Origin of the sequence: Halomonas sp. AOP43-D1-4 (assembly GCF_052446175.1) — a bacterium.
Lineage (GTDB): Bacteria > Pseudomonadota > Gammaproteobacteria > Pseudomonadales > Halomonadaceae > Vreelandella > Vreelandella citrativorans.
The window spans coordinates 233,716-252,805 of the sequence record NZ_JBQSVY010000001.1 but is presented as its reverse complement, the minus strand read 5'-3'; the positions used below and the strand labels follow the sequence as shown (position 1 = coordinate 252,805).

Sequence of the window (19,090 nt, the reverse complement as noted above, 5' to 3'; positions counted from 1 at the left end):
ACTAAAGCGAGGCATAGCGGATCGCAGTAACGGTGTAGAACACCTTCCCATTCGGAGTAAGCACTTCTACATCGTCATCGACCCCTTTGCCGAGAAGTGCCTTGGCCATGGGCGCATCAATACTGATCCAGCGCTTTTGGGTATCGATTTCGTCGTGTCCTACAATCCGTATGCTAAGCGCTTCGCCATCTTCATCCTCCAGCTCGACAAATGCCCCAAAAAATATCTTGTTGGTGTCTGCGGGTAGTCGATCAACCACCTGCAGCTCATCCAGACGTAGGGTCAAATAGCGAATCCGCGCAATCACACGGTTCAGCTCTTTCTTGTTGTAAGTGTAATCAGCGTTTTCACTACGGTCGCCAAGCGCAGCGGCTTCGCCTACTTTTGTTGAGAGTGCGGGGCGTTTGACTCTGGATAAGTGATCCAAAATTCCGCGTAAACGCGCGGCGCCCTCGGCGGTAATCAAATTGCTTTTGGGTGCCTGACGCGGATCTTTTGCCGGATCGCGCCAGCGGGTCATGTTACGACCTTTCATTAAGGGACTCTCATCTGGTTAAAGATAGCGCTGGTTAAAGACGACTGTAGGGTAAAGAGAAAGTAAACAAAAGCACAGCGACATCACTCGCGGCTAGCGAATCAATCAAACGTTCGTTACATTGTGAGGATAGGCTGATTAGCGCTTAACAACGCAGCGTCTATATGTCGATATAAAAACAACTCAGGAGATAATAATGCGCACACGCCCGTTTTCTCGTTTGATAATGACCGCAGCGCTTGGCAGCACGCTAATGCTGTTACCCTTAACGGCCTTGGCCTATGAAAACGAACTGTTCTCCTTGAAGAACCGCTGGGAACATACGGTGAGCGACTTGCCGGCTAACCAGCGCGAAGGCACGTTGGACGTTTTGTCCGATGAAGTTACGACGTTGGCCAGCGAAAACCCGGATCAGCCGGAGCTTCTGATTTGGCAGGGCATTATTCTGGCTTCTTATGCGCGTGAACGTGGTGGTTTAGGCGCGTTGGGTATTGCTGGTGATGCACGTGATGCGCTTGAACAGGCCATTGCGCTTGATCCGCAAGGAGGAAACGGTTCTGCCTACGTCACACTGGGCGCACTTTACGACAACGTACCTGGGCGCCCAATTAGCTTTGGAAGCAGTGAAAAAGCTCAGCAAATGTTTCAGCGTGCCGTTGAAATTCGCCCTGAAGGTATCGACGTCAACTACTATTACGCCGCGTTCCTGCTTGATGAAGGGGACACCGCCGCTGCCCGCGAGCACGCTGAACGCGCGGTGAACGGTACTCCACGAGCGCAGCGTGAACTCTCCGATGAAGCGTTACGCCGCGATGCCCAAGCCATGCTAAACCGTCTGTAACCCCGCCCAGGCCAGGTTGGCATTCCCGGTAGCAAGCATTGATAATGGGGTAATTGTGATTACTGGGAGTGCCGCATGGCATTCAATGCTAAAACTTCATCATTAGAAACACCGCCTTTTGGCCGTGACGATATAGAACTGATTGAGCGTAAAACGCTTCATCAGGGCTTTTTTCGCTTGGAAGCCATGGAACTACGCCACCGGCTTTTTGAAGGTGGTTGGAGCAAGCCCATGCATCGCGAAGTGCACCACCGTCGCGATGCGGTAGGCGTATTGCTTTACGACCCTGCACGGGATGCGCTTGTGCTGGTGGAGCAGTTTCGTGCTGGCGCTTTCGATGATCCCGTTTCGCCCTGGAAGCTAGAGCTGGTTGCAGGGTTGGTTGAACAAGATGAATCACTCGAAGAGGTTGCCCGGCGCGAAGCGCTGGAAGAGTCGGGCTGCGTGGTAGGCCCGTTAACGCTAATGCATACGTACTACCCAAGCCCTGGCGCGTGCAACGAACGCGTAACGCTTTTTTGTGGGCTGGTTGATACTCAAGGTATGGGCGGTATTCATGGCCTTGATGAGGAGCATGAAGATATTCGTGTTCACGTGGTGTCTTTTCCGACCGCGAGGGAACTCTTGATACAGGGAAGACTCGACAACGCCATGTGTTTGATTGGATTGCACTGGCTAGCTGGTCAGCGTGCTTCGTTGCGCGCGGCATCCCAACGAGCGCTCACGTAAAGTGAAAACCACGAGGAGTGTTCATGGCAAGAACAGCCTATGTCACCGATTTAAAGTCGCTCCAGGGGGAGTGCAGCGCCAACTACCTGCGGTTATTACGCCTGGTGGGCGATATGGAGAGTGGCCAGCGCCGAGAGATCGCCTTAAGCAGTGACGAGCAGTACTTTGGCGATTTGCAACTGACCGTATTGGAACATGCCCCTTACACCACCATGGTGGCGGTCACTCAAAGCGGTCCGTTGGATTCAGTTATGGACGGCCCGCGCATGCGCGTGCACCTTTACCATGACGTGCGTATGGCGGAGGTGACGGATTTTCAGCGTCAGCGCCACTTTAGTGGCCGCTATCGATATCCTAATGCGCAGATGCATCAGCCTGACGAAAAGCTCCAGCTAAACCGCTTTTTAGGCGAATGGTTAGCGCATGGACTAGCCCATGGTCATACCTGCGATTTACCGGAGATGCGCTAATGCGCCTTGTACAGATTACCGATGCTCACTTGCATGCTGATGTTACTACACGTTCGCGTGCGGGGGTTCCTTGGCTGCATTTTCAACGTGTTCTCGCGGCGGCAGCGGCTGAACGTCCGGACGTTATCGTTGTGACGGGAGACATCAGTCAGGATGAAACAGCGGCTTCCTATACACTGGCCAAGGAGGCGTTGGCTGACCTTCCTTGCCCGTGGTTTTGGCTCCCGGGCAATCACGACCAGGTAGCATTCATGTGCGCCGAGCATCCGCTGCTTGACGAGGTAGATTTGCAGCAGTGGCGTCTGCTGCTGCTCAATACCCAAGTGCCGGGCCAACCCTTCGGCGAGCTGGGCAGCGAACAGTTGATGGCATTAACGACACGTTTGGAAGAGGATGACCGCCCCACGCTGATTGCCATGCACCATCCACCGGTGGATGTTGGCGCTGACTGGATGGATGCTATCGGCCTACAAGATCGTGAAGCGTTTTGGCAGGTTTTAAGCGCTTATCCTCAGGTGAAAGTCGTGCTGTTTGGTCACGCTCACCAAGCGTATGCGCAGCACATTGAAACAGCGGCAGGTTCAGTGAGTGTTTACGGCTGCCCAGCCATGTCTGATCAGTTTATGCCGGGCGCTGATGAATTTACGATTGATGAAGCCTCACGGCCTGGTTACCGAGTGATAAACCTTAGCGGTGAGCAGTGGGATACCTGGGTCGAGCGCGTTGACGTATAGCGATATCATGTTTTTTATGTTCGTTAGGCGATAAAAGAATAAAAAGATAGTTATTAATTCTTTTGGGTTATTATTGACTCGGCGTTACTCTATCCACAATCGAACGTATAACGTTTTAATTCAGCGTGTACTGCAAGCTTATAAAAATTGGCTTGTTTTGTGAGGTAGCAGACCATGACTCAGTTCTCCCCGCTCTCTTCGACGCCCCGGCGTGAGGTGCCCAGCGCACTTAGCGCCGCGCGTCTCACTCATTTAAAACAGCTTGAAGCCGAGTCCATCCATATCATTCGTGAAGTGGCGGCTGAGTTCAGTAACCCGGTCATGATGTATTCGATCGGCAAAGACTCTTCGGTGATGCTGCATCTGGCGCGGAAGGCATTTTATCCCGGTACCCCGCCGTTTCCGCTGATGCACGTGGATACCACTTGGAAATTCCGGGAAATGATCGAGTTTCGTGATCGCATGGCTTCCGAGGCGGGCATGAAACTGATCGTGCACACCAACGAAGAGGGGCGGGAGGCGAATATCAACCCGTTCGAGCATGGCAGTGCCAAATATACCGATATCATGAAGACCCAAGCGCTCAAGCAGGCGCTGGACAAGCATGGTTTTGATGCTGCGTTTGGCGGTGCCCGGCGCGATGAGGAAGCCTCTCGGGCCAAGGAGCGGGTCTACTCCTTCCGTGACAAATACCATCGTTGGGATCCCAAAAACCAGCGTCCTGAGCTCTGGAACATGTATAACGCCAGGGTCAACAAGGGTGAGTCGATTCGCGTGTTCCCGCTTTCCAACTGGACGGAGCTGGATATCTGGCAGTACATCTATCTGGAGTCTATCCCGATTGTGCCACTGTACTTCGCAGCCAAGCGCCCAGTGGTTGAGCGCGACGGTATGCAGGTGATGGTAGACGACGATCGTTTGCCGCTAGCGCCAGGTGAAGTGCCTGAAGAGAAGTCGGTGCGTTTCAGAACGCTTGGGTGCTACCCGCTAACCGGCGCAGTGGAGTCCGAAGCGGCAACGCTGCCGGAAATTATTCAGGAAATGCTGCTGACCCGCACCAGTGAGCGCAGTGGTCGCGCCATTGATCGCGACCAGGTGGGTTCGATGGAGAAGAAAAAGCGCGAGGGGTACTTCTAATGTCTCATCAATCTAACTTAATCGCTGACAACATCGAGCAGTACCTGCACGAGCATGAAAACAAGGACCTGCTGCGTTTTATTACCTGCGGCAGTGTCGACGACGGTAAATCGACCCTGATTGGTCGCTTGCTGCACGACTCCAAGATGATCTTTGAAGATCAGCTAGCAGCGATTACTCAAGCGTCCAAAACCAGCGGTACCACGGGTGATACGGTTGACTTGGCGCTATTGGTAGACGGTCTGCAGTCCGAGCGTGAGCAGGGCATTACTATTGATGTCGCCTATCGGTTCTTCTCGACGGATAAACGCAAATTTATCATTGCCGATACGCCAGGCCATGAGCAGTACACACGTAATATGGCCACCGGCGCTTCTACGGCAAGCCTTGCGATTATCCTTATCGACGCTCGCTATGGCGTGCAAACCCAAACGCGTCGGCATAGCTTTATTGCTGACTTGTTGGGTATTCAGCACTTGGTCATTGCTGTCAATAAAATGGATTTAGTGGGCTTTTCCGAGCAGCGCTTTGAGGAAATCAAGGCAGAGTACCGTGCGTTTGCAACGAATTTGCAGGTGGACGATATCCAGTTTGTGCCCATGTCGGCGCTCAACGGCGATAACGTCGTTAACCGTAGCGAGCACACGCCGTGGTATCGCGGCGAGACGCTGATCGAACTACTCGAAAATACCGAAATCAGCCAAGACGACAACCTGACGGATCTGCGTTTGCCCGTACAGTATGTCAATCGGCCGAACCTGGATTTTCGTGGTTACTGCGGGACGCTGGCCGCCGGGATCTTACGCCCCGGCCAAGCGGTAAAAGCGCTGCCTTCGGGTAAAACCTCTACCGTGGCGAGAGTTGTCACTTTTGAGGGTGATTTAAGCGAAGCCTATCCAGGCCAAGCGATTACCGTGACGCTTGAAGACGAGATCGATATTTCTCGTGGCGACTGGCTCGTCAGTGCCGATGCGGATGTGCCGCTTTCCAACCGGTTTACTGCGGATGTGGTCTGGATGCATGAAGACCCACTAACCCTGGGTAAGCTTTACGACTTTAAACTCGCTACCCGTGATCTTTCCGGGCAGGTCAGCGCTATTGACTATCAAATTGATGTTAATACGCTTGAGAAGCACACAGCGCAGGCGTTAAACCTCAATGCGATTGCCCGCTGTGATATCGAGCTTACCGCCACCGTACCCGTCGATAATTATCGGGTTAGCCCTAAAACGGGAAGCTTTATTATTGTCGATCGGCTGACCAACGTAACGGTGGGAGCGGGAATGATTCGTGAAGCGGGTTCAGCAGGTGTTGCTGAAGCCCCCACCACGGACTGGTCAGCGTTTGAGAAAGACCTTAATGCGCTGGTACGCAAGCACTTTCCGCACTGGGAAGCCAACGATATTAGTCAATTGCTCAAACGCTAAATCATTTTTTATCAATAGCCTTTACCAATAGTCTTTATCAACAGGTTAGCCCGCTTTAATTAAGCGGGCTTTTTTATATCTACTTAAATCAAGCATCTCTAATCTAGCGGTCGGTTCGCTTGACGCTCTCCCAGGATACGCCACACTGATAAAGCGTTTTCACGCACGCCTCATCACGAAAAGGAGAGCATGATGAACCAAACACTAAAGGGTAAACGCGTCGCTATTGTGGCGGCCGATGGCTTTGAGGAGTCTGAGCTGAGTTCACCGCGTGACGCACTCAAAAATGCCGGTGTTGATGTTGATATCGTGACACCTGAAGGCAACGATATTCGTGCCTGGGCAGAAACTAATTGGGGTGATACATATTCGGCTGATAAAGCGCTAGCAGATGTCAATGAATCTGATTATCACGCCTTGGTACTGCCTGGCGGCTTGTTCAACCCCGATGAGCTGCGCATGAACGAGGACGCGCTTAGCTTCGTAAAAGAATTCTTCCAAGCGGGTAAGCCGGTAGCCGCTATCTGTCATGCGCCATGGATCCTCATTAATGCAGGCGTTGTGGATAGCCGCAAGATGACCTCGGTGGCAAGCGTTGCCCAGGATTTACGTAACGCCGGTGCCAACTGGGTAGATGAAGCGGTGGTATGCGATAACGCCTTGGTCACTAGCCGTACCCCCAAAGACCTGGAAGCGTTCAATGCCAAGCTCCTTGAAGAGCTGCAAGAAGGACGCCACTCAGGTCAACACGCCTAATGTCATGGTTGAGCCCGTGGGCAAGCTTTGTTAAAAGGCTTGTCCACACGGTTGCAAAACCGATGAAGCGAGATCGTGGCCGCGGGGGGATGGTCGTTCATCCTTACCGTGGTTACGGTTCGTCCAGTGAAGTGTTTTTGATGGGGCGGGTATTCCGCCAAGCCGCTCTTGGCCGCGCAATCCCACGCCGGGGGATGCTGCGTGACACAGCTGATGTAGCGCGCCGCATTTTTCGACGGGGCTTGGCCGGTGCCCAGGTCGATATTCGTATTGGTGAAAACGAACTGTCCCTGACAACCGACCGGGACGGTTATTTTGATGCGCACCTTCCGATTACCCATTCGCTGCCTATCGATGTGTCCTGGCATCGAGCGGATATTAGGGTGCATGCGGAAAACCAGTCGCCTGTACGTACTAATGTTGAGGTATACGTACCGCCACCGGAAACAGACCTGCTGATTATTAGCGATATTGATGACACGGTCATGTTTACCGGCGTTGCCGAAAAGCTAAAGATGCTCTATCGCCTGTTTGTGCGTAAACCGCACCGGCGTACGGCGTTTCCAGGCGTTGCCTCGCTTTATCAGGCGCTGCACCGGGGCGAAAGTGAGAAGGGCGAGCGACCTATTTTGTATGTATCCCGCGGGCCATGGGCTATTTATGAAATGCTCGAAACGTTCTTTCAGCTTAACCGGATTCCGGTGGGGCCGATCCTGTTTCTACGCGAGTGGGGAATTTCGCTGCGTCACCCCTGGCCGCGCCGCGCCGAAGCTCACAAGCGCCTGTTAATTGATCGAATGTTGACGCTGTTTGATGAGCTACCGTGCATCCTGATTGGCGATAGCGGACAGCACGACCCGGAAGTGTATGCCGAGATCGTGAAAGCCTATCCTGGGCGCATCAAGGCGATTTATATCCGCCGCGTGGATAAAGACCCTGAGCGCGAGAAGGCCATTCAACGGCTTCGCGATGAGCTGGTCAATTCCGAGTGCGACCTGGTGCTCGCCCCCGACAGTGTATTAATTGCTGAGCACGCCCACGCCAATGGGGATATTTCAGCGCGGGGCCTGGAAGCGGTCGAGCGCGATGTAAAAGCGCATCGCGAAGAAGAGCGTCGTGAAGCCCAAGGGGAAGTCTAGCCTCAACACTGTTGTTGCTAGCCCGACCATGATAAAACGAAGGTTTTCTCTGTTTTCTCCTATTGAGTGTTAGGTCATCATGGTCGTTCTATTAGTCGTGCTGTTACTCGCGGTATTTATACTGCCCAATGTATGGGCGAAGTGGGTGCTAAAACGCCATATGCGAGGATGTAATGACTACCCTGGCACCGGCGCCGAGCTTGCCGAGCATTTGCTACGGCGTCTGGGTATTAAAGACGTTCCCGTTGAGCGTACCGAATTCGGCGATCATTACGACCCAGAGACGCGCTGTGTGCGCCTTTCGCCTGACCATTATGATGGCTGCTCGTTAACGGCGGTTACCGTTGCCGCTCATGAAGTAGGCCATGCGTTGCAGCATCACCAGGGCTATGCGCCACTGCTGGCGCGCAGCCGCTTGGTGGGTGTTGCCCAAAAGGCAGAAAAAATGGGCGCGATTCTGATGATGGCCGCGCCGTTTTTATTCTTGTTGACGCGCGTGCCGGGCGGTTTGGCGTTAGTCATTGGCATGGCGGTGATCAGCTTTGGTACCGCCGCCTTGGTTCATCTGGTCACGCTGCCGGTGGAGTTTGATGCCAGCTTCAACCGCGCATTGCCGCTTTTAAAAGAGTACGTACCGCCTTATGACATGCCGGGAGCCCAGCATGTGCTTACCGCTTGTGCGTTCACCTATGTTGCGGCTTCACTTGCCAGCATGCTCAACCTGGGCCGCTGGCTGGTGATCTTGCGCCGCTAAACGCTAACGACTGTGCTGGCTTAAATAACTGTTTTTACAGCCTGTTCCGGCTTATTGGCAATAATCACTGCCCGCTGCGGCGCCGGGTAGCCTTCAAGGGTGCGGGTACAATCATTGGGGTCTAAAAAGTCGGCCAAGGATTGATAGGTCATCCACTCGGTGGAGCGCTGCTCGTTCAGGGTCGTGACTGCCTCATCGACCACGCGAATATTGGTAAAGCCGCAACGGCTAAGCCAGTGGCAAAGCGCCTTAGAAGAGGGCAGGAAGTAGACGTTGGGCATCGCAGCGTAGCGCTCGCCGGGAACAAACACCGTTTGCTCGTCGCCTTCCACCACCAGCGTTTCCAGTACCAGCTCGCCACCCGGGGCCAGGGCCGCTTTCAGCTGCTGAAGATGTTCGAAAGGGGAAGCGCGGTGGTACAGCACGCCCATGGAGAACACCGTATCAAAAAAGCCGAGGTTTTCCGGTACATCCTCGATTCCGACCGGTAGAAACTGAGTGCGCCCACCGTCTGCGTCGCCCACAAAGTGGCGCACTGCTTGGAACTGCCAGTAAAAGCGTGGTGAAGGGTCAATCACCAGCACGAAGGCCGCTCCAGCGCCGGTCATGCGCCACGCGTGATAGCCGCTGCCACCGCCTACATCTAACACCTTGCGGTATTTCAGGGGCGCTAAATGAGGCGCCACGCGCTGCCATTTCCAATCAGAGCGCCATTCGGTGTCGATATGAATGCTGCCCAGCGAATAGGGCCCCTTGCGCCAGGGCGCAAGCTTTTTAAGCAAATTGAAACACTGGCGCTGCTGGCTATCGTTTAGGGCAAGCTCTACCGTTAGCGTATCGCTGTCCAGTTGAACGTGGCGCTCGGCCGGCAAGGCCGGTAGTTTGGCTACGGCTTTTTCCCAAGCAGGCAGGTCGCCATGACGTTGGCGGTCAAGCCCTCTGGCCAGCTGCTCGGGTAATTTAGCCAGCCAGGTCGTTAAGCCTTGGTCTAAAAACGCCTGATAAAGTGCGCGGTGATCATCAGGGAGTTCCACTTAACTCTCCTTAAACGCAATGACAGAGGCAAAGTTCAGGTATTGAAACCACGTTACCGTACGTGGGAAGCCTGCCTGCTGTAAGCGCTGATGCAGCGCATCCAGCGTATCGGGCACCAACACGTTTTCAAGCGCGGTGCGCTTTTGGCTGATTTCCATGTCGCTGTAACCGTTGGCGCGTTTGAAGTCATGGTAGCGCTCTACTCGCCAGGCATTATCCCGCTCATCTACATCAACGGTTTTTTCCGATAAAACCAGCACGCCGCCAGGCTCCAGGGCGTCAAACAGTCGCCTTAATAGTGCATCCCGGTCGGCGGGTGGCAAAAACTGTAGCGTAAAGTTAAGAATGATCATGCCGGATGGCGCATACTCGAGCGTGCGAATGTCGGCTTCTTCCACGCTCATGGCATGTTCAGGGCACTCTTCGGTGAAGGTCTGGCGAGCACGCGATACCATCGCTGGTGATAAATCGACGCCGGTATAGCGAAACGCGTCAGGGGCGAGTGCACCCGCAAGCGCCAAGCCTGAGGCGCCGAGCGAGCAGCCCAGGTCATACACGTGCCCGCCATGGCGAAGGTGACGCTGGGCAATCAGGCTCAGCATGCCCAGGATTTGGCCGTAGCCTGGTATAGAGCGACGGACCATGTCGGGAAAACAAGCCACTACCTGTTCATCGAACGAGAAGCGCGCCACTCGATCAAGGGGTGTCGAAAAGATAGCGTCACGGTAAGATGCATTACTCATTGGCAAGCCGGGAATCATCAAAAGGGGGGAGTAGTTTACGCGCCCTGATTTGACCAGAACAGACCCGAGCTGCATGGTTCGACGCCACAGGAGACGGCAAATGGCCTCAGCATCACGCGCCACCCCCGATAAACTGCCCGCATGGCAGACATTAAAACAGCATGCCGATGAACTCAAAGGCGTTCATTTAAAAACGCTATTTGGCTCGGAGAGCAGCCGATGGACGCATTTTACCCGCCATGAGGCAGGCCTGACGCTGGATCTTTCCAAGCAGCGCTGGGACGACGATACGCTTGAGCATCTGTTAGCGTTGGCGCACGATGCGGGTGTGCCCAGCGCCATTGATGCTTTGTTAAGCGGCAAGCGGGTTAACGTTAGTGAGAACCGCCCAGCCTTGCACACAGCGCTGCGTTTACCGGCCGAGGCAACGCTGAACGTTGAAGGGGAAGATATTGTCGCCGGGGTGCAGGAAAGCCTGGCGCAAATGGAGCGCCTGGTGTGCCGTTTGCACGCCGGGCAGTGGCGAGGAGCCACGGGCAAGCCCATTCGCCATGTGGTGAATTTGGGCGTCGGTGGCTCGGATTTAGGGCCGTTGATGGTGACCCACGCACTAGCTGACTATCGGCCTGACGATATTCATCCCGTTGAGGTGCATTTTGCCTCCACCATGGATGGCTCGCAGCTGGCCGATTATTTAGGACGCCTAAATCCGGAAACGACCCTCTTTGTGCTCTCCTCCAAGTCGTTTACCACCATTGATACTCTTTCCAACGCCAATACGGCCAGAGACTGGCTGTTGGGCCGTTTAACTCAGCATAGCGATTTTGTCAGTGCTCCACCGGTAAGCGCTGAACTTATTGTGCGTCAACACTTTATTGGCGTGTCGGCCAGTCCCGAGAAAATGAGCGAGTGGGGCATTGCGCCCGACCACCAGCTTAAATTCTGGGAGTGGGTAGGCGGGCGCTATTCGCTATGGGGCACGATTGGTTTGCCGATTGCTCTGGTCGTAGGCATGACGCATTTTCGCGAGCTGCTGGCCGGTGCCCACGCCATGGACCGCCACTTCAGTGAAGCGTCCATGGAAGATAACCTGCCGGTTCTGCTGGCCTTGGCCGGCATCTGGAACGTTAATTTTCTGGATATCCGCGCCCACTCAATCCTGCCTTACGATGGTCGGTTGGAATATTTTGCTGCCTACCTTGAACAGCTGGAAATGGAGTCCAACGGCAAGTCGGTTACCCGCCAGGGCCAGGCGGTCAATTATTCGACCTGCCCGGTACTGTGGGGACAACTGGGCCCCAATGCTCAGCACGCGTTTTATCAGCTGCTTCACCAAGGCACCCAGTCGGTGGTGTGTGACTTTATCGCTCCGCTCAAGCGTTATGATGAGGTGGAAGACCCAGATACTCGCCGCCATCTCAAAGCGCAGCACCGGCTAGCGCTTGCCAACTGCTTTGCCCAGTCCCGCGTTCTGATGCTCGGCGATGACGCGCTGGATGATGATGGCCCCCGTCCAGAGCACAAACGCTATCGCGGCAATCAGCCATCGACCACGGTACTGCTGGATACACTAACGCCCGCTACGCTGGGGGCTTTGATTGCCCTGTATGAGCATAAGGTGTTTGTTCAAGCCGTTATCTGGGATATCAATCCGTTCGATCAGTGGGGGGTGGAGCTTGGCAAAAAAATTGCCACGGATACCCAAGGCATCATCGATGGGCAGGGCGACATTACCCGCATGGATGCCTCTAGCCGCGGCTTGATTGAAGCGTTTTGGGCCGCCGAGCAGGATGGGTAACTGCCTCGGGCGTCTATGAAAAAGCGTGCTCCCAGTTTTCCTGCCATGTATTAGATATGGCTGGATATACAGCTTTTTGCTATTCTAGCGATCTTTGTCGGCCGCCTATACAAGTTACAGGCGGCTGCCAGCTTTACCCTTCAGGAACCGACGTTACATGACCCAGTTTGATGCCTCTCAGTACGGCGCGAGTTCTATCGAAGTCCTGTCAGGGCTCGAGCCGGTACGTAAGCGTCCCGGTATGTACACCGATACCTCACGGCCCAATCACCTGGCCCAGGAAGTGATTGATAACAGCGTCGATGAAGCGCTGGCCGACCACGCCTCTTTTATTCGTGTCACGTTGCACAGCGATGGGGGCATCGAGGTTCAGGATGACGGCCGAGGTATGCCGATTGATCTTCACCCCGAACACGGCGTTTCAGGGGTGGAGCTGATTCTTACCAAACTGCATTCAGGCGGTAAGTTCTCCTCTTCAAGCTATCGGTTTTCTGGTGGCCTTCACGGCGTTGGCGTCTCAGTCGTTAACGCGCTTTCACGGCGCTTGGAAGTAGAAGTGACCCGTGACGGCGCGCGCCATGCGATTGCCTTTGAGCACGGCGAAAAAGTCGAAAATCTGCATGAAATCGGCAAGGCGGCTAAACGCGCTACCGGAACTTTAGTGCGTTTTTGGCCTGATGAGAGCTATTTCGACAGCCCCAAACTGGCCGTTTCAAAGCTTAAACATCTACTGCGCGCCAAAGCGGTGCTCTGCCCGGGGCTTGCCGTTACCCTGATTGAGCCAGACGGAACGACGACAGAGTGGGCCTACGCCGATGGTCTGCGCGACTATTTGGCCGAAGCCACCGATGGCTATGACGTACTGCCTGGCGAACCGTTTGTCGGCCACTTCAGTGACGACGAGCATGGCGTGGATTGGGCCATTCAATGGCTGCCGGAAGGCGGTGAATCGCTGCTCGAAAGCTACGTTAACCTGATTCCCACGCCGCAAGGCGGCACTCACGTTAACGGTTTTCGATCAGGACTGCTGGATGCACTACGTGAGTTTTGTGAATATCGCAGCCTGCTGCCGCGCGGCATCAAGCTCACTGCTGAGGATCTTTGGGAGCGCGCCTCTTTCGTGCTCTCGGTGAAAATGCTCGACCCTCAGTTTGCCGGGCAAACCAAAGAGCGGCTGTCATCACGCACCATCGCAGGCTTTGTCTCCGGCGTGGTGAAGGATGCCTTCTCGTTGTGGCTCAATCATCATATTGATCAAGCCGAGCAGTTGGCGGAGTTGGTGATCAGCGCCGCTCAGCATCGCCAGAAAAAGGCCAAGAAGGTCGCCCGTAAAAAGGTCACATCAGGCCCGGCGCTTCCGGGTAAGCTTGCTGACTGCTCCGGGCAGGACCCGTCACTTAGCGAGCTGTTCCTGGTCGAGGGCGACTCGGCCGGGGGCAGTGCGAAGCAGGCGCGTAACCGCGACACCCAAGCAATCCTGCCCCTGCGCGGCAAGATTCTGAATACCTGGGAAGTCGAGACGCACGATATTTACGGCTCTCAGGAAGTTCATGATATTGCGGTCGCGATTGGCGCCGACCCGGGGAACGCCGACCTTGAAAAGCTGCGTTACCACAAAATATGTATTCTTGCCGATGCCGACTCCGACGGCCTGCACATTGCCACGCTGCTGTGTGCGCTGTTTGTACGCCATTTTCCGGCGCTGGTCGATGCCGGCCATGTGTTTGTCGCCATGCCGCCCCTTTACCGCATCGATTTAGGTAAAGAGGTGCACTACGCCCTCGATGAGAGCGAAAAAGCCGCCGTGCTCAAGCAACTGGCGAAAAAACGCGGCACGCCCAATGTTCAGCGATTTAAAGGCCTGGGCGAAATGAGTCCTTTACAGCTGCGCGAAACCACCATGGCGGTCGAAACCCGTCGCCTAGTGCAACTCACCCTGGAAGAGGGCGATGGCACGATGGAAATGATGGATATGCTGCTCGCCAAGAAGCGTGCCAGCGACCGCAAGAAATGGCTGGAAGATTACGGCAACCTCGCAGATATTGAGGTATAACCCCCGATGACCATGGATATTCAGGTAGCGGAAGGCGACGTCGAACGCCTCTCCTTGCGCGACTATACCGAAAAAGCGTACCTCGACTACTCGATGTACGTCATCTTGGACCGTGCGCTGCCCAACATTGGCGACGGCATGAAGCCCGTGCAGCGGCGGATTATTTACGCCATGCGCGAATTGGCGCTACACGCCAATGCCAAGTACAAAAAATCAGCGCGTACCGTGGGCGACGTGCTGGGTAAATTCCACCCTCACGGCGACAGCGCCTGTTACGAAGCCATGGTGCTGATGGCCCAGCCGTTCAGCTATCGCTACCCGCTGGTGGATGGCCAAGGCAACTGGGGTAGTCCGGATGACCCCAAATCGTTTGCCGCCATGCGCTACACCGAGGCCAAGCTCTCCAAGTTTGCCGAAGTGCTGCTGGGCGAACTGGGCCAGGGCACGGTCGACTGGGCACCCAACTTTGACGGCACCATGCAGGAGCCTCTCGTGCTGCCTGCCAAGTTGCCTCATGTACTGCTCAATGGCGGTACCGGGATTGCCGTGGGCATGGCCACCGACATTCCGCCCCATAATGTTAGCGAAGTGGTCGAGGCTACCTGCCATCTGTTGCGCAACCCTGAGGCGACCACAACTGACGTGATGGCGTTTGTACCTGCGCCTGATTTTCCAACGGATGCGGAAATCATCACGCCCCAAGCCGACCTGCGTAAGCTTTATGAGACAGGCCGAGGTTCGGTAAAACTGCGTGCGCGCTATACCCGCGAAGACGCCAATATCGTGATTACCGCCGTGCCGTACCAGGTCAGCGGTGCCAAGGTGCTTGAGCAGATTGCCGCGCAGATGCAGGCGAAAAAACTGCCGATGGTGGCCGATCTTCGTGATGAATCAACTCATGAAGAACCCACGCGCCTAGTGATTGAGCCGCGCTCCAGCCGCGTGGATGTCGAGTCGCTGATGGCTCACCTGTTTGCCACCACGGACCTGGAAAAGAACGTGCGGGTAAATATGAACGTGATCGGCCTGGACGGCCGCCCGCGGGTCATGCCCCTAACGGATATGCTGGGCGAATGGCTACGCTTTCGCCGGACCACGGTGCGCCGCCGGTTGGAGCACCGCCTGGGCAAGGTGGAAGACCGCCTGCACATTTTGGAAGGCTTGCTGACAGCCTATCTGGATCTTGACGAAGTGATCCGAATTATTCGTGAGGAAGATGACCCAAAAGCCTCGCTAATCGCCACTTTTAGTCTCTCTGAGCGCCAGGCTGAAGCGATTCTCGAACTGCGCCTGCGTCACCTTGCCAAGCTCGAAGAGATGAAAATTCGCGGCGAGCAGGACGAGCTGGAAAAAGAGCGTAAGTACCTTACGGGCTTGCTAGGCAGTGAAGCAAAACTAACCACGCTGATCGAGAAAGAGATTCGTGCGGCGGGCAAAGAGCACGGCGACGAGCGCCGCTCACCGTTGATTGAGCGCAGTGAAGCCAAGGCACTTTCAGAAGTTGAGCTGCTGGGGGCTGATCCGGTCACCGTAGTGCTGTCTGATAAAGGCTGGATTCGCGCTGCCAAAGGGCACGATATTGATCCGGAAGGACTGTCCTATAAAGCCGGTGATAGCTTTCATCTGGCCGCTCGGGGCAAGACGAATCAGCCGCTGGTGCTGCTGGACGACACGGGACGCGCTTACACCCTGGCCGCCCATAACTTGCCCAGCGCGCGGGGCCAGGGTGAACCGGTGACCGGTCGCGCTAATGTCTCGGCAGGGGCACAAATGGCCGGGTTAATGCTTGCCCCACCCGAACGGCGCTTTGTATTGGCAAGCGACGGTGGTTATGGATTTATGGCCCGCTTGGACGCGCTTACCGGTAAAAATAAAGCTGGCAAAGCGGTACTCAGCGTACCCAAAGGCTGTAGCGTGATGGCGCCCATCGAAGTGCCTGATGGTGAAGAGCTGTGGGTGGCGTCGGTGTCTAGCGAAGGCCGATTACTGCTGTTCCCGCTTGAGCAGTTGCCTGAAATGACCAAAGGTAAAGGCAACAAAATGCTCGATATTCCCGGCCCGAGAGCCGCCCGACGTGAGGAGTTTGTACGTGACGTTACCGTTCTCTCGGCAAGCGACGCACTGCTGGTTCACGCCGGTAAGCGCAAGCTGACCTTGAAAGCGGATGATTTAGCGTATTATCGCGGCGAAAGAGGGCGACGAGGCAGCAAGTTGCCGCGCGGCTTCCAAAAAGTTGATCGGTTAGAGGCGGGAGAGTAACTCATGACAAAACGTTGTTTAATTCGTGCAACCGGTATAGCGCGTTCTGGTCAGCTAGAGGGATTTGGGAAAGCGTTGGCCCGCACGAATGCCCAGCTTTTGGATATTAATCAAAGCGTGACGTTTGGCATGCTCTCTCTGGAAGCCCTTGTGGGGCTTGAACGCGATAATGCCTTGGAGGCGATGCTCAGCGAGGCGGGCGATGCGCTAGGATTGGATGTGCAGGTGATTACGGTTAACGCCGACGATTATCGGCGCTGGAGCAACGAAGCAAGTCAGCCTCGGCTTATTTTGACGCTGCTGGCGCCGCATTTGCCGGCAGGAATATTGGCTGAAGTCGGCATTTTAACGGCAGAGTTTGGGTTAACGGTTGAGCTGATTCATCGGCTTTCTGGGCGTGAATCGCTGGATGGTAGCGCGCCTTCCGGCGGTGCCTGCGTTGAGTGCTGGTTACGTGGCGACGAGGCGAATATCGAAGCGCTGCGCGAAAAGGCGTTGGCACTAGGAGGCGAACATGGCGTGGATATCGCCATTCAGGAAGACTCAATCTGGCGGCGCCATCGCCGCCTAGTGTGTTTCGATATGGATTCCACGCTGATCAAAGCTGAAGTGATTGATGAGCTGGCCCGGCACCACGGGGTGGGTGATGAGGTTGCCGAGGTGACCGAGCGGGCCATGCGTGGCGAGCTGGATTTTCAGGAGAGCTTTCGCGAACGCATGAGCAAGCTGAAAGGCCTGGATGAGTCGGTGCTGATCAAGATTGCCGAAGAGCTGCCGTTAATGGATGGTGTAGAGCGTTTGATGGCTAATTTAAAGCGCTTCGGTTACCGTACTGTGATTCTATCCGGGGGCTTTACCTATTTTGCCCGCCATTTACAGGAAAAACTCGGCTTTGATGAGATTCATGCTAATGAGCTGGTGATCGAGAACGGTAAAGTCACTGGTGAAGTGACGTTGCCGATCGTTGATGCTGAGCGCAAGGCAGAGCTTTTGGAGCAGATTGCGCTGCGCGAAGGCTTTACGTTGGAGCAGACCATTGCGGTGGGTGATGGCGCCAATGACCTGAAAATGCTGGCTAAAGCGGGACTGGGTATCGCGTTTCGAGCCAAGCCGTTAGTGCGCGCTCAAGCGCGTCAGGCGATCTCGACACTGGGCATTGATGCCGTGCTGTATCTGATTGGTTATCGCCAAACGGATCTAATGGATTAAGTGTTTTTCGGCCAGCTATTGAGTCGGTACGTAACGTACCGACTCAATAGTACGCGCTCTATAAACCCGACAACTACTGGGTGGTAGATAGTGCGATGCCCTGATATTCGTGGTTCAAGTGCTCAAGCCTTTCTACCTCGCTCTTACTAAGTTCAGGCGAATCCCATAACGGGTTGCCCTGGGCATCTTCAAGGCCTTCTACGGTTACCGTGAGCGATACCTCGCTGGGTATTTGTGTGTTTCCCCAAGCGCTAAGACGATTAGGTGCCAAGCGCCACATGGCCGTTTCACCTGCTTCAAGACCGCCCGCAATCACATAGTAAAACGTTTCATCAACCCAAGGCGCGGACCGATCAGCGCTGGTCAAAACACCTCTAAAAAATACTTGCGAGACGGCCTGCTCCGTATGATTGGTCACCTCAATATCCAGCGCCGGTTCTGGCGTGCCGTATGGGCTTTGGCTTATATAGTAGCGTGCGTTATCAATGCTAAAGCGTTCCCGTTGCTCGCGGTCTTTAGCTGCCCGCGCTTGCTTTTCAGTCAACCGGGCAAGGGTAGAGAGCGCCTGCTGACGCTCTCTGGCTCGCCTCTCACGTAGAATATCGTCGGCGCGTTTAATTACCTGGTCGCCCGTTAGACCATGCATGCGAACGTTGGCCGATTCAGCGATCTCGGCTGCATTCATTCGCTTAGGGCTAAGTAAGGCCATGCTGCCAAAGTTTGGCATCGCCATGATAGCGAGCGCTTTATCAAACTCATCACGCTTATAAGCAGGCATCGCCTCACGTACATTCTCAATTGAGACAACCGCAGCCGGCATGGAGCTGGTATCTATTTTGGGGTCTGAGCAACCGGCTAACACACATAGCGATAGCGTAATGGCAGACAGCCGTAGGAGGCTCCACATACATTCACCTCATTATGGTCAAAAACGCTGTGGAGCTTACCGGAAAGCGCTAACGACCACTACTATCTCTGTCATTGTTAAGCACTTTATTTATCGGTTTTGGGCTGTGAAAATTTAGGAAGCCGTGGCCGTGTAGAGACTGTTTGTCTTATTACAGGGCCATGGCCGGACGGCTAACCGTGACCTTTGTCGGGATGGGGGACGGGGTTATCACCGACTTCCTCTGAGCGAAGCTCTATCGGTTTGCCCTGCGTTTTCTGGGCATGCCTCAAACGCAAGTGCAGGCCAGTTTTGGCAAGCAAATGGGCGCTGACAGGGGCGGTAATAAACAGAAATAGCGTGATGAGTAACTCCTGAATATCAATGTGACCATCGACGCTCCAAAAATAACCCATTGAGGCAATCAGCATGCAGCCAATACCCAGCGTAGTGGCCTTGGTAGGGCCATGCAGGCGCATATAAAAATCGCGTAGGTGAGCCATCCCCAGTGAGCCGATAAATACGAACACGCCGCCGGTGATAAGCATTAAGGAGATAAGTGCTTCTACAAAGAGCGACATGGCG

At 54.9% G+C, this 19,090-nt stretch carries 18 protein-coding genes; 13 read left to right on the top strand and 5 right to left on the bottom strand.

The genetic code is table 11. The features are described from left to right. Position 1: 1 nt before the first annotated feature. A complete protein-coding gene (gene greB, locus ACT3RQ_RS01190; protein ID WP_172116247.1) occupies positions 2–535 on the bottom strand; it encodes a transcription elongation factor GreB in 534 nt (177 codons plus the stop codon). A 196-nt stretch (positions 536–731) separates the two neighbouring features. On the opposite strand from greB, the gene ACT3RQ_RS01185 reads away from it, so the two are divergent. From ACT3RQ_RS01185 to ACT3RQ_RS01145, 9 genes are all read left to right on the top strand, one after another. Beyond that, on the top strand, positions 732–1,376 hold the full coding sequence (locus ACT3RQ_RS01185; protein ID WP_444679784.1) for a hypothetical protein: 645 nt from the start codon (positions 732–734) through the stop codon (positions 1,374–1,376). Between the two features lie 75 nt (positions 1,377–1,451). Continuing rightward, positions 1,452–2,105: an NUDIX domain-containing protein gene (locus ACT3RQ_RS01180; RefSeq protein WP_444679783.1), complete on the top strand. Its 654-nt coding sequence runs from the start codon at positions 1,452–1,454 to the stop codon at positions 2,103–2,105. Positions 2,106–2,128: 23 nt separating this feature from the next. Then, entirely contained in the window at positions 2,129–2,575 is a 447-nt protein-coding gene (locus ACT3RQ_RS01175; RefSeq protein ID WP_172116250.1) for a DUF1249 domain-containing protein, read from the top strand. Then, complete coding sequence (locus ACT3RQ_RS01170; RefSeq protein ID WP_172116251.1) at positions 2,575–3,309, top strand: metallophosphoesterase; 735 nt, start codon at positions 2,575–2,577, stop codon at positions 3,307–3,309. Before ACT3RQ_RS01175 ends, ACT3RQ_RS01170 begins: the two co-directional genes overlap by 1 nt. Positions 3,310–3,483: 174 nt before the next feature. Then, complete coding sequence (gene cysD, locus ACT3RQ_RS01165) at positions 3,484–4,446, top strand: sulfate adenylyltransferase subunit CysD (protein ID WP_172116252.1); 963 nt, start codon at positions 3,484–3,486, stop codon at positions 4,444–4,446. Beyond that, the gene (gene cysN / locus ACT3RQ_RS01160) at positions 4,446–5,873 is read left to right on the top strand and encodes a sulfate adenylyltransferase subunit CysN (protein ID WP_444679782.1); all 1,428 of its coding nucleotides are present in this window, start codon (positions 4,446–4,448) and stop codon (positions 5,871–5,873) included. The genes cysD and cysN overlap by 1 nt, the downstream gene beginning before the upstream one ends. Positions 5,874–6,065: 192 nt before the next feature. Further along, positions 6,066–6,629: a type 1 glutamine amidotransferase domain-containing protein gene (locus ACT3RQ_RS01155; RefSeq protein WP_193053846.1), complete on the top strand. Its 564-nt coding sequence runs from the start codon at positions 6,066–6,068 to the stop codon at positions 6,627–6,629. Next, positions 6,629–7,768, top strand: coding sequence for an App1 family protein (locus ACT3RQ_RS01150; protein WP_444679781.1), 1,140 nt, complete (start codon positions 6,629–6,631; stop codon positions 7,766–7,768). Before ACT3RQ_RS01155 ends, ACT3RQ_RS01150 begins: the two co-directional genes overlap by 1 nt. A 79-nt stretch (positions 7,769–7,847) precedes the next feature. Then, positions 7,848–8,522, top strand: coding sequence for a zinc metallopeptidase (locus ACT3RQ_RS01145; RefSeq protein WP_444679780.1), 675 nt, complete (start codon positions 7,848–7,850; stop codon positions 8,520–8,522). A 20-nt stretch (positions 8,523–8,542) separates the two neighbouring features. Here the strand turns inward: ACT3RQ_RS01145 and cmoB are convergent, their stop codons facing one another. Together cmoB and cmoA are read right to left on the bottom strand one after the other, a co-directional pair. Continuing rightward, positions 8,543–9,556 carry a tRNA 5-methoxyuridine(34)/uridine 5-oxyacetic acid(34) synthase CmoB gene (gene cmoB / locus ACT3RQ_RS01140; protein ID WP_444638791.1) on the bottom strand — a complete coding sequence of 338 codons (1,014 nt, stop codon included), beginning with the start codon at positions 9,554–9,556 and terminating at the stop codon, positions 8,543–8,545. Continuing rightward, entirely contained in the window at positions 9,557–10,300 is a 744-nt protein-coding gene (gene cmoA, locus ACT3RQ_RS01135; protein ID WP_087109693.1) for a carboxy-S-adenosyl-L-methionine synthase CmoA, read from the bottom strand. It abuts the gene before it with no gap. Between the two features lie 100 nt (positions 10,301–10,400). Between cmoA and pgi the strand changes: the two genes are divergently transcribed. The 4 genes from pgi to serB all read left to right on the top strand — a co-directional run bounded on the left by pgi (position 10,401) and on the right by serB (position 17,619). Continuing rightward, positions 10,401–12,098, top strand: coding sequence for a glucose-6-phosphate isomerase (pgi, locus tag ACT3RQ_RS01130; protein ID WP_444638792.1), 1,698 nt, complete (start codon positions 10,401–10,403; stop codon positions 12,096–12,098). A gap of 157 nt (positions 12,099–12,255) precedes the next feature. Then, positions 12,256–14,151 (top strand): DNA topoisomerase IV subunit B, encoded by a 1,896-nt coding sequence (parE, locus tag ACT3RQ_RS01125; RefSeq protein ID WP_193056266.1) that lies wholly within the window; start codon positions 12,256–12,258, stop codon positions 14,149–14,151. 6 nt (positions 14,152–14,157) lie between these two features. After that, positions 14,158–16,410: a DNA topoisomerase IV subunit A gene (gene parC / locus ACT3RQ_RS01120; RefSeq protein ID WP_172116259.1), complete on the top strand. Its 2,253-nt coding sequence runs from the start codon at positions 14,158–14,160 to the stop codon at positions 16,408–16,410. A 3-nt stretch (positions 16,411–16,413) separates the two neighbouring features. Next, a complete protein-coding gene (serB, locus tag ACT3RQ_RS01115; protein ID WP_444638793.1) occupies positions 16,414–17,619 on the top strand; it encodes a phosphoserine phosphatase SerB in 1,206 nt (401 codons plus the stop codon). A 73-nt stretch (positions 17,620–17,692) separates the two neighbouring features. On the opposite strand, the gene ACT3RQ_RS01110 is transcribed toward serB, so the two are convergent. Both ACT3RQ_RS01110 and ACT3RQ_RS01105 read right to left on the bottom strand, forming a co-directional pair. Next, a complete protein-coding gene (locus ACT3RQ_RS01110) occupies positions 17,693–18,526 on the bottom strand; it encodes a DUF6694 family lipoprotein (protein WP_444638795.1) in 834 nt (277 codons plus the stop codon). Positions 18,527–18,699: 173 nt separating this feature from the next. After that, positions 18,700–19,086 (bottom strand): Na+/H+ antiporter subunit G, encoded by a 387-nt coding sequence (locus ACT3RQ_RS01105; RefSeq protein WP_444638796.1) that lies wholly within the window; start codon positions 19,084–19,086, stop codon positions 18,700–18,702. Positions 19,087–19,090 lie beyond the last annotated feature (4 nt).